The sequence below is a fragment of the Anabaena subtropica FACHB-260 genome (genome assembly GCF_014697105.1).
In the GTDB taxonomy this organism is placed as follows: Bacteria; Cyanobacteriota; Cyanobacteriia; order Cyanobacteriales; family Nostocaceae; genus Trichormus; species Trichormus subtropicus.
In genome coordinates this window covers 1-10,701 of sequence record NZ_JACJRF010000078.1, presented here as the reverse complement: position 1 = coordinate 10,701, position 10,701 = coordinate 1, and the positions used below count along the sequence as shown (strand labels likewise).

Genomic DNA, 10,701 nt, shown 5'->3' with positions numbered 1-10,701 from the left:
GATTATGAAGTGTATTCAGAGGTAAGTGAAGCCATGATTTATGGTTCCTTACTTCGTCTCATGGTTAGGCGATTGTCTATTTAATATTTACTTTACGAATCAGCTCTAAAGGTTGATCTTCTGATATCTTACCTGTCCGCAACCATTCTTGCATTTCTTCTGGTGATTGAGCTTGGCTCAGACGTTCTCGGAGTACAGAACCCTCAAGAATTTCTTTTTGCAAAAGTTCCTGTGCTGTTTCTTCCAACAACTCACGGTTATTTTGCAGAATACTTAAAGCAATGTGGTGTGCATTATCCACAATCTGCTTCACTTCGCGGTCAATTTCCTCAGCCACTTTCGGACTAATAGAACGACGGGGATTACTGTAACCTTCGAGGAACTGTTGTTGAATCTTCTCAAACGCTACTGGCCCTAGTTTGTCACTCATACCATATAAGGTGACATAGCGTTCAGCCAAGTCTGTGGCTTTTTGAATATCATCACTCGCACCTGTGGACACTTTACCGAAGATGATTTCTTCCGCCGAACGTCCACCCAACAAGGTTGCAATGCGACCACGAATTTCATCTTCAATCATCAAAAAGCGGTCTTCTTCCGGCATTTGGATTGTATAACCCAAAGCGCCAACACCACGAGGTACAACAGAGATTTTCTCAACTCTACCAGATCCGGGCATCAATGCACCGATGATGGCGTGACCAACTTCGTGATAAGCCACAGTCTTTTTCTCGGTTTCATTCAAGACACGAGAGCGTTTTTCTAACCCAGCCACTAACCGTTCAATGGCTTCGTTAAAGTCTGCCATGACTACAGCTTGGCGATTTTGTCTAGCTGCTAATAGTGCAGCTTCATTCACTAGGTTAGCTAAATCTGCACCGGCGAAACCAGGAGTTTTGATAGCAATATTACCCAAATCCACATCATCAGCCAATTTGACGTTTCTGGCGTGGACTTTGAGAATAGCTTCCCTACCAATTTTATCAGGGCGATCAACCACAACTTGACGGTCAAAGCGACCAGGACGACGCAATGCTGGGTCTAGAACTTCAGGTCGGTTGGTAGCGGCGATGATAATTACACCAGTGTTGGCATCAAAGCCGTCCATTTCTGTAAGTAACTGGTTGAGGGTTTGTTCGCGTTCATCGTTACCACCAACAAAACCACCAGCACCACCGCGCGATTTACCCAGTGCGTCTAACTCATCGATGAAGACGATACAGGGGGCTTGTTTTTTAGCTTGTTCAAACAAGTCACGCACACGCGCCGCACCTACACCCACGAACAACTCGATAAATTCTGAACCAGAGATACTAAAGAATGGTACACCAGCTTCGCCTGCGATCGCCTTCGCTAACAATGTTTTACCAGTTCCTGGAGGCCCCACTAGCAATACACCCTTGGGAATTTTCGCACCTAAATTAGTGTATTTAGTGGCATTTTTGAGGAAATCAACGATTTCTTCTAATTCAGCTTTGGCTTCATCTACCCCAGCCACATCGAGAAATTTCACTCCTGTGCTACCTTCTGAATAAATCCGGGCTTTGCTTTTACCTACAGTTAATGCAGCCGGGCCAGCACCTTGACGATTAATTAAAAAAGCCCAAATCCCAAAGAAAATTAATGGAGGCGCAACCCAACTTAAGAGAGTACTAATCCAGCCGTTTTGGTCTGGTGGTGGTGCGGCAAACTCTACATTATTATCGCGGAGAATCTTAGGTAAGTCTAAATCAATCGCTACTGGTGTGGTAGCAAATACCTGTTCAGTTACTTTACCATCTGGGGTTTGAGTCTTGATTGCATATTGAATGCGATCGCCTCCCACAATTGCCCGATCTACCTTACCAGCTTGTACTTGAGTGATAAATTCACTATAAGGAACTTGTGGTAAGCGAGGGCCAGAAAAACTAGGAACAATAAAATTCAGCAGTAACAACAAGGTCAGCAGAATCAGAAAACTGCCGCCAAACTGCCTTAATCTCGGCGGTTTTATTTGATTTTTTTTATCAGTTTCAACAGGCATTTTGATAACCTCAACAATAGTGATTAGTCATTAGTTTTTCCCCCTGTGTCTTCTCCTCCTTATTTTTTGGTAAATTTTTGTGTACTCTTAGGTCTATTGTAGAAATTTGATCGTGCAGCTTAAATTAGTGGATACCCTCCTGAAAATGTGTATTGCCGTACTTATATGGAAAATCAACTAAGTTTTGTTCTTAAATTGCTTATAATGTCGGCTTTGCTGTCAGTATTAATTAAATATGCTGCGCCCATTTGGCCGATTCCAGAGACAGCAACTAACGCCCTGATTTTAGTTTTGTCTCCGACTATAATTGTGGCGATCGCTTTGTTCTGGCGATTTCAAATCCAAAAACAAAATTAACTAAATTATTCAGCCAGAGTTGCTAAAATCAGCCTGGAGTAGCGTGTAATTTGCATCACATCAACAGCTGGGAGTCAGCCTGTGAACCTTGGTCAATGGATTGGCTTAATCGCCTTAGTTCTCTCTTTATATATATTGTGGCAAATTCGGGAAGTACTTTTGCTGATGTTTGCCGCAGTTGTTTTAGCCACTACCTTAAATCGTTTGGCGAAACGCTTTCAACGTTCTGGCATGAAGCGGGGATTGGCGGTTCTGCTGGCAGTGGCTATCTTTTTTGCAGGTGTGATCGGTTTTTTCTGGCTGATTGTACCGCCTTTCGCCCAGCAGTTTAATGAACTTACCTATCGAGTTCCCCAAGGTTTTGAACGCTTTAATAGTTGGGTTGACGAACTAAGAACTCGCATTCCTCCCCAGCTAGTTCCGTACATCCCTGATCTTAATGGTCTGATCAAAGAAGCACAGCCCTTGATCAATAGGGTTTTGGGAAGTTCTTTCGCCATTGTTTCTGGCTCATTGGAAGTAGTTCTCAAAGTTCTCTTAGTACTAGTTTTAACAGGGATGTTACTGGTAGAACCCCTAGCCTACCGCAAAGTATTTGTCCGGTTATTTCCCTCCTTTTATCGCCGACGGGTAGACGGGATTTTAGATCAGTGCGAAGTCTCTTTGGAAGGATGGGTGACAGGCGCTGTAATTGCGATGGGTGTAGTCGGACTGATGAGTGTAGTTGGCTTATCCGTATTGGGTGTAAAAGCAGCACTGGCTTTAGGGGTTTTAGCAGGATTTTTGAACCTGATTCCCAATCTCGGCCCGACATTGAGCGTTGTCCCAGCAATGGCGATCGCACTTTTAGATAGTCCTTGGAAAGTGGTTCTTGTCTTGATTCTCTACTTTATTATCCAACAGGTTGAGAGCAACTTCATCACCCCTGTAGTTATGGCGCAACAAGTTTCCTTACTTCCAGCCGTGACGCTAATTTCCCAGCTATTCTTTGTCACCTTCTTCGGCTTTTTAGGATTATTCTTGGCATTACCCCTAACTGTTGTCGCCAAAATTTGGGTGCAGGAAGTATTAATTAAAGATGTTTTAGATGAATGGGGACATGAACACTCAAAAGAGGCTGAGTTAGTTATAGTTTCTAACTCGTCAGTAGAAGATGATTATTGGGCAGATGATAAACCAGATCATGAGCCAACTGATGATACGGTATCTCAAGAAGATTAGTTATGGCAGTAGTCAGATAGATAAGGACATCAAGGAATCATACTACTACTGCTCAGGACGCAAAGCTAGTAATTCTTGGGGAGAAGCTAAGAGTTTTATTTGAGTGTAGGTAATCTGTTTTTCTGGATTGAGAGTAAACAGCCATAAAACATTCACACCACACCAAGAGGTTTGAGCTTTGCCAGACACTTGTACTTGGATTTGTCCATCTTCTGAAGTCTCAAGTAGCCCTTCACGAGGATCAGCTTTAATACCTTGGGCTTCTTCTTCTAAATAAGCAGCGATCGCATCCGGCCCCACAATACCAGATTCAAAGGGCGGATACATCACCCCATCAGCAGCAAACAAAGCGGCTGTTGCTGTAAATTCTCCAGCGTTGAGGGTGGCAAAATATTTTAGGATTGTAGGCTCTGTGATTCCTACAATTACATCTGTCTGGATATTAGGTAAAGATTTAGCAGCTTTCATAAAATGACCTGTAAGTAAGGCATAAATTTTAAATTCGTAGTCAGGACTAGAGTCCTAATTTTTCACAACTCTAAAGTACTGACCACAAAACTCAATCTAAATGAAAAAGTACATATAAAAAAAGCTGCTATGGGGTTGTATTACCAATAACAGACCATCTTACTTAAGTAAGAGTTAGTTCCCAGATTTTTATCTAGGAACTAAAACTGGTATGACATTGAGGTTGGAAAGATATAGATACTCAATATTGCATTATTTCTTTATAAACTGCAAATAAAATTTACAAATAGCATGAGTAGAAAATATTGAACCCAATTCTTGACTAACTTATGTATAATCAAAGGGCTGCCAGTTTGGCAAAATTTGGTTATACAAATGAACTACTGTTCCGTAGTTAGCAGCAGTGTGGTAAAAGAGAAAGCTAAAGAGATAGGCTTTCATAAAGTAGGCATTGCTGCTGTAGATGCAAGTAAAAATATAGAAGCCGACAGGCTACAATCATGGATAAATGCGGGTTATCACGCCGATATGGAGTGGATGAATAACCCGAAGCGCAGTGATATTAACTTGATCATGCCAGAAGCGCGATCGCTTATATGCGTGGCTTTAAATTACTACACCCCACATCAACGTCCTAATGGCGAAGAATACGCCAAAATTTCCCGCTATGGCTGGGGAAGGGACTATCACAAGGTGATGCACAAGAAACTCAAAGCACTCACAACTTGGTTACAATCGCTAGATGCAGGTATTCAAGCTCGTTACTATGCAGATACAGGCCCAGTACAAGATAAAGTATGGGCGCAACGAGCAGGCATTGGTTGGATAGCGAAAAATGGTAATGTAATCACCAGAGAGTATGGCTCTTGGGTATTCTTGGGTGAGGTAGTGACAAATTTGGAACTAGAAAGCGATCGCCTCCATACAGAACACTGTGGTAGCTGTACTCGTTGCTTAGATGCGTGTCCTACCGGTGCGATCACTCAGCCGTTTGTAGTAGATGCTAATCGGTGCATCGCCTATCATACCATTGAGAATCGGGCAGAAAAATTACCAGAGGCGATCGCACCCCAAATGCAAGGCTGGGTAGCTGGTTGTGATATTTGCCAAGATGTTTGTCCTTGGAATCAGCGTTTCGCTCAAACAACAGATGTGGTAGATTTTCAACCATATCCCGAAAATATTGCGCCTAAGCTGGTAGAATTAGCGCAAATCTCAGATGAGGAGTGGGATAAACAATTTCCGGCATCAGCATTACGGCGAATTAAGCCAGAAATGTTAAGACGGAATGCCCGTGCTAATCTAGACGCATCCAAGCGAAATAATGACCCAAAAAGTAATCATTTTTGATTTTGATGGCACGATTGCGGACACCGTAGATGCTCTTGTCAGTATTGCCAATCGCCTAGCGGTAGATTTTGGTTATATGCAAATTACCCCAGAGCAATTAACTCTTCTCCGGAATTTTTCATCTAGAGAAATTATCAAGTACTCAGGAGTTTCTCTAATAAAAATACCTTTTTTAGTTAAAAAGGTGAAATCAGAATTAAAAAATAAAATTCATGAATTAAAACCCATTCCTGGCATTAAAGAAGCACTATTAGAACTACAACAAAATGATTATAAGCTAGGAATTATTACATCTAATTCTAGAGAAAACGTCACGGCTTTCCTCAGAAACAATGAGTTAGATATTCTATTTGATTTTATCTATTCAGGTGTGACAATTTTTGGTAAAACAACCATAATTAATAATGTCCTGAGGCAAAAACAATTCAAACCTCAGACAGTAATATATGTTGGAGATGAAACCAGAGATATCGAAGCCTCTAAAAAAGCTAACATTAAAGTAATTGCCGTAACTTGGGGTTTTAATTCTCCCGAAGTATTAGCTAAACAAAATCCTGATTTTTTAATTCACCAACCAAGCGAATTATTAGATATTGTTAAAAATAATTAATACTTGTTCATTAAAGCTAAAAAAATTATTTTACCTATCATTAAAGTCAGCTTAAACTCATGAGTCCAAAATAAGATTGTCTCAAGCAAGAGCTAATTGCATCACTATTTGAAACAGTGATGCAATCATACCTTGAAAAAAATTCAAGGGAGCAAAGAATTTTGTATATTTTGCAAGTTGTATAGCTGGCAAAAATTTATCATGGGGAAAACTGAGATGAAATTATTTTCACAAGTAGCGCTTGTTGCTGCTGGCTTTGCCTTGGGTGTCGCTACTGTAGATGTCCAGTCTGCATCTGCGGCAATTATTAACTATACTTTCACCGTTGAAAGTCCCACAGCTAGAGGTAATGGATCTTTTAGTTTTGATAATGCAAATTTTGCCAATCAAGCCAATCCGATGACAAAAGTTGAGTCACTTTTCTTCCAATTTGATGGTGACTCCTACGTTTATACAGAAAAAGACGATATTGGCTATCCAGATTTTCCTATTGTATACACCACTATCTTCTCAACAGGACAGCGATCTTTAGCATTAAACTATCTGTTTAATGACCAGGCTAATCCTGCTATCAGTTACGAAATTGCTGGTGAGGATTTTACAATTTTCCCGACAACCTCTTCAGATGGGGAAATTATCTCTGGCACAGTTACTTATTCACAAGTGCCTGAACCCACCACTGCCATTAGTACTTTTGTAGCTTTTAGTCTTGGTTTAATGCTTAACAAAAAAGCAAAGTTAATAAAGAAGCTCAAAGCATAACTTTTGTTTTGAAGTATAGCAATGATAGTTGAACGCAACTTCATAACAAATCAGAGAAATTTCAGCCAATTCAACATTTAAACTGACCTGCTGATTAGGAGCAAAAAACGGTATGGCAAACAACCAAAATTTCGGACAGTTACTCCAAACTCGCATTAAAAGACGTAATTTAATTATTGGAGCCGGAGCATTTACTGGTTTTGCGATCGCTAATCAATTTCCTCATCAAAGAGCGATCGCCACAGGCAGATTTTCTGATTATCCTTTTAAATTAGGTGTGGCATCAGGTGATCCCTACGACACCAGCGTAGTTATCTGGACTCGTCTAGCACCAGAACCTCTAGATGGTGGTGGAATGCCACCTGTAAATGTACCAATTCGCTGGGAAGTAGCAACCGATGCGAATATGAGGCGCATTATCTCCAGAGGAACTGTACTAGCAACACCAGAACTAGCTCACTCAGTTCGAGTTGTAGTAGAAGGACTGACACCAAATACTTGGTATTGGTATCGATTCCTTGTTGGTAGTGAATCTAGTCCTATTGGTCGTACTCGGACATTTCCTGCGGTAGGTAGCTACTCAAATAACTTAAAGTTTGCTTTAGCATCCTGCCAGCACTATGAGCAAGGATACTACACAGCTTATAAGTACATGGCTCAGGATGACCTCGACTTAGTATTCCATGCTGGTGACTATATTTATGAGGGCGGTATTACTACCAACGTCAATAGTCCCAGACGACACAATAGTCCAGAAATTATCACCCTAGAAGAATATCGTAATCGTCATGCCCTCTATAAAACTGATGTCCATCTCCAAGCTGCTCATGCTGCTTTCCCTTGGATTGTCACTTGGGATGACCACGAAGTAGAAAACAACTATGCCAATGATATTTCCCAAATCGATACTGAACCAGACCAAGATAGAGCCATCTTCCTAGAACGGCGAGCAGTTGCATATCAAGCTTACTACGAACATATGCCTCTACGCCCCTTCTCCCGACCAGTAGGCCCTGATATGCAGCTTTATCGTCGGTTAAACTTTGGTAATCTGGCTACATTCCATGTCTTAGATACCCGTCAATATCGCACAGATCAACCTTGTGGTGATGGTACTAGAGCGCGTTGTCCAGAGAATTTGGCTCCACAAGCAACCATTACTGGCCAAGCACAAGAACAGTGGCTATATGATGGTTTAGATCAATCAGCTGCGAAATGGAATATCCTTGCACAACAAGTCCCCATTGCTCAGAGAGATACGACACCAGGGGAAGGTGGGACTTATAGCATGGATAAGTGGGATGGTTATGTAGCTTCTCGCGATCGCCTATTATCTTTCATCGAACAACGTCAGCCATCTAACGTAGTTTCTTTAGGCGGTGATCTTCATAATAACTGGGCAATGGATCTAAAAGCAGACTTCGACAACCCAGAATCTGCTACCCTTGCTAGTGAGTTTATTTGTACCTCAATCAGTTCTGGAGGCAATGGTAACGACGCTAATCCCAACGTTTTAGCTTACTTACCTGATAACCCCCACATCAAGTTCTACAACAATCAACGAGGATATGTTCGTTGCTCTGTAACTCCCACAACTTGGAAATCAGATTTTTTAGTAATGTCTAACGTCACCACCTTAGACGGCACAATTAGTAATCGTGCTTCTTTTGTCGTTCAAGATGGTCGTCCAGGGGTATTGCCACTCTAAAGGCAAAAATGTAACTTAGGCTTATGAGTAAGAAGTGGGGAGTAATGATTTTTACTACCCACTTCTTGTCATGTAAAAAGCCTAAGCTTTAAATACCATCTATATAACTATTTTTTCGCTTGACCTTTGTTTATAGCTTGTTTGACTAAATCATCGCTGACATTAGTTACTGCTTCATCTCTAGAAGCACCAACTTCTTTTGCTAACTCCATATAATCATCCGGATTACCTGTTGATTGAGTTTTGCTTCTTGTTTCTTCAGGTTTAGAAACTTCCTGTTGAGGCGCAGTAGCCGCTTCAGCAGCAATAGCACCCTCATCGGTGCGGTCAATTTCACTAACACTAAATTGCTGTGCTGCTGCATAATCAGCGTCAAAGTCAACCTTTGGTGCTTTTTCTTCACCACTAGCTATATTTTCAGCAGCCAACTGTGCATCATGGGTAGGAGCTTTCATAGCATTAGGTTTTATTTCTTCAGACATAGCTAAGACCTTAAGTTATTTTTACAATTGTTGTAGCGATAATAACAAGGTAACTAGCTGCTTTCTAGCTCCCTCTAGAAAGATTATTACCTCTATTAAAAGATAGATATAACTACCTAGATGTAATTAATCTAATTATTTCTCTGGAAAGTTGATAATAAAGATTAAATTTTGCTAATTATTATTTAAAGAACTTAAAATTTATTTGGAGATATGAGTTATGACTGCTAGTTACGAAAAGAATATTTCCCAAGCTCTAAGTAATGAAACCCGTAATTTAGTCGAAGCTTTTAATAAATTAGATACTGATGCTAAGTTAGCTTGGTTCTATTATGTTTATGAAAAAATGGGTGATTCTATCACTCCAGCAGCACCCGCAGCAGCTGAACCAGAATTAGCTCCTCTTTTATTAGGGAATTTTTTTGAATTATCAGATGAGCAACAACTAACAATTATGAGGGAAATTGTTAACTGTGAAGATACAGAATATTCCCGCGCCTATGGAGCTTTAAAAGAAAATAATCAGTTATTAGTTTGGTATGTTTGGGCTGTAGCTATGGGCGATACAGTGGTAGGAATGCCCGATACTTATAAGCCTACCGAAGCAATCAACAATCTACTTTCACAAATTGAAGGATTAGATTTTGAAGCACAAATGTCCATATTCCGAACTATCGCCGGAGAAATGGGCTACAGCGACGTTCAGCCAATTGAAACACAAGCACAAACTGGCAAAACACCAAGTCTTTAATTGAGTAAGTGAACATATAGCTATTGTACTGAGTCCTAAAAGCACAACTTATTAGCTAAAGAAATTGTAGCGATCGCACAAACCTACAAAGCAGGCAGTATAGTCTTGCCGAATTTGACTTTACCCATAAGCTTGCCGTTGCGGCAAAGTTATGGGTAAAGTCAAACACAAATGTCATTTTAAGCTTGGTTTTGCCGCACTTTAAAGTTTGATTTTGCCACCACATTCTCTAAAATCCTAGTAACTTGGTTCCAAGAATATCTTAAGATAACCAGTTTTTAAAGCCTGAGTTTGCCGAAATAGCAACTTTAAAGTTTGACATTGCCGAAATAGTCTGAACCTGTTATGGTGTTTTTATAAGTAAAAATGTACTAATTTTAGAGGAGATAACCATGCTCTACGATGTCGAGTTTCAAGCATGGTGTAATAGTTTGCGACTCTCCCAACAACAAAGAGATTTGGTTAACCAAATTAGGACTTCCCCACCTGCTCGTAAAGTCAAAGGAGGAGGAAGAAACGTTCATGGTTTCTATGCTAGCTCAAAGATGGGTAGAACGATTCAATTTGAGTCTCATACTGTTGAATTACCAGCTATGACTCAATTTTATGAATATGACGATCAAGTTTTAGAATATTGGGATCAACCGATTAAATTCAGTATTAAATGCTCACCACAAGGTAAACAAGCCACAACTATCAGTCATTATCCCGATTTTTTTGTAATGAGAGAGATTTTTTGTGGTTTTGAAGAGTGGAAAACAGAGAAAAGACTGGGAAAACTTAGTGAGGAACAGCCTCATCGCTATCAAAAAATAGAAGGACAATGGGTGGATGTTATTGTTCAAGAATATATCGAAAGCTTATACCAATTTAATATGAAGCTGCATAGAAAAGAGCTTCTAAAATAAAGTTATAAGAGGAGATAGACATTACCTGCTCAAATGTTAATTGCTCGAATAGTTGTTGTAT

11 protein-coding genes are annotated in these 10,701 nt (G+C 40.3%); 8 read left to right on the top strand and 3 right to left on the bottom strand.

Annotation, left to right across the window (positions count from 1 at the left end; genetic code table 11):
- Positions 1 to 76: 76 nt before the first annotated feature.
- Positions 77 to 2,023, bottom strand: coding sequence for an ATP-dependent zinc metalloprotease FtsH (ftsH, locus tag H6G18_RS23910; protein WP_190409580.1), 1,947 nt, complete (start codon positions 2,021 to 2,023; stop codon positions 77 to 79).
- A gap of 165 nt (positions 2,024 to 2,188) precedes the next feature.
- Between ftsH and H6G18_RS23905 the strand changes: the two genes are divergently transcribed.
- Both H6G18_RS23905 and H6G18_RS23900 read left to right on the top strand, forming a co-directional pair.
- Positions 2,189 to 2,380 carry a hypothetical protein gene (locus H6G18_RS23905; protein ID WP_190409579.1) on the top strand — a complete coding sequence of 64 codons (192 nt, stop codon included), beginning with the start codon at positions 2,189 to 2,191 and terminating at the stop codon, positions 2,378 to 2,380.
- Positions 2,381 to 2,461: 81 nt separating this feature from the next.
- Positions 2,462 to 3,601: an AI-2E family transporter gene (locus tag H6G18_RS23900; RefSeq protein WP_190409578.1), complete on the top strand. Its 1,140-nt coding sequence runs from the start codon at positions 2,462 to 2,464 to the stop codon at positions 3,599 to 3,601.
- A 45-nt stretch (positions 3,602 to 3,646) separates the two neighbouring features.
- Here H6G18_RS23900 and H6G18_RS23895 read toward each other — a convergent pair whose 3' ends face one another.
- Positions 3,647 to 4,069, bottom strand: a complete 423-nt coding sequence (locus H6G18_RS23895; protein WP_190409577.1) for a ketosteroid isomerase family protein — start codon at positions 4,067 to 4,069, stop codon at positions 3,647 to 3,649.
- 375 nt (positions 4,070 to 4,444) lie between these two features.
- Between H6G18_RS23895 and queG the strand changes: the two genes are divergently transcribed.
- The 4 genes from queG to H6G18_RS23875 all read left to right on the top strand — a co-directional run bounded on the left by queG (position 4,445) and on the right by H6G18_RS23875 (position 8,499).
- Entirely contained in the window at positions 4,445 to 5,419 is a 975-nt protein-coding gene (queG, locus tag H6G18_RS23890; RefSeq protein ID WP_190409576.1) for a tRNA epoxyqueuosine(34) reductase QueG, read from the top strand.
- A complete protein-coding gene (locus tag H6G18_RS23885) occupies positions 5,394 to 6,029 on the top strand; it encodes an HAD-IA family hydrolase (protein WP_190409575.1) in 636 nt (211 codons plus the stop codon). The genes queG and H6G18_RS23885 overlap by 26 nt, the downstream gene beginning before the upstream one ends.
- 216 nt (positions 6,030 to 6,245) lie before the next feature.
- On the top strand, positions 6,246 to 6,791 hold the full coding sequence (locus H6G18_RS23880; protein WP_190409574.1) for a PEP-CTERM sorting domain-containing protein: 546 nt from the start codon (positions 6,246 to 6,248) through the stop codon (positions 6,789 to 6,791).
- A gap of 112 nt (positions 6,792 to 6,903) precedes the next feature.
- The gene (locus H6G18_RS23875) at positions 6,904 to 8,499 is read left to right on the top strand and encodes an alkaline phosphatase D family protein (protein ID WP_190409573.1); all 1,596 of its coding nucleotides are present in this window, start codon (positions 6,904 to 6,906) and stop codon (positions 8,497 to 8,499) included.
- Between the two features lie 107 nt (positions 8,500 to 8,606).
- Here the strand turns inward: H6G18_RS23875 and H6G18_RS23870 are convergent, their stop codons facing one another.
- Complete coding sequence (locus H6G18_RS23870) at positions 8,607 to 8,981, bottom strand: hypothetical protein (protein ID WP_190409572.1); 375 nt, start codon at positions 8,979 to 8,981, stop codon at positions 8,607 to 8,609.
- A gap of 220 nt (positions 8,982 to 9,201) precedes the next feature.
- Here H6G18_RS23870 and H6G18_RS23865 point away from each other — a divergent pair, with 220 nt between their 5' ends.
- Together H6G18_RS23865 and H6G18_RS23860 are read left to right on the top strand one after the other, a co-directional pair.
- The gene (locus H6G18_RS23865; protein WP_190409571.1) at positions 9,202 to 9,732 is read left to right on the top strand and encodes an orange carotenoid protein N-terminal domain-containing protein; all 531 of its coding nucleotides are present in this window, start codon (positions 9,202 to 9,204) and stop codon (positions 9,730 to 9,732) included.
- Between the two features lie 392 nt (positions 9,733 to 10,124).
- Positions 10,125 to 10,640, top strand: coding sequence for a hypothetical protein (locus H6G18_RS23860; protein WP_190409570.1), 516 nt, complete (start codon positions 10,125 to 10,127; stop codon positions 10,638 to 10,640).
- Positions 10,641 to 10,701: the final 61 nt, after the last annotated feature.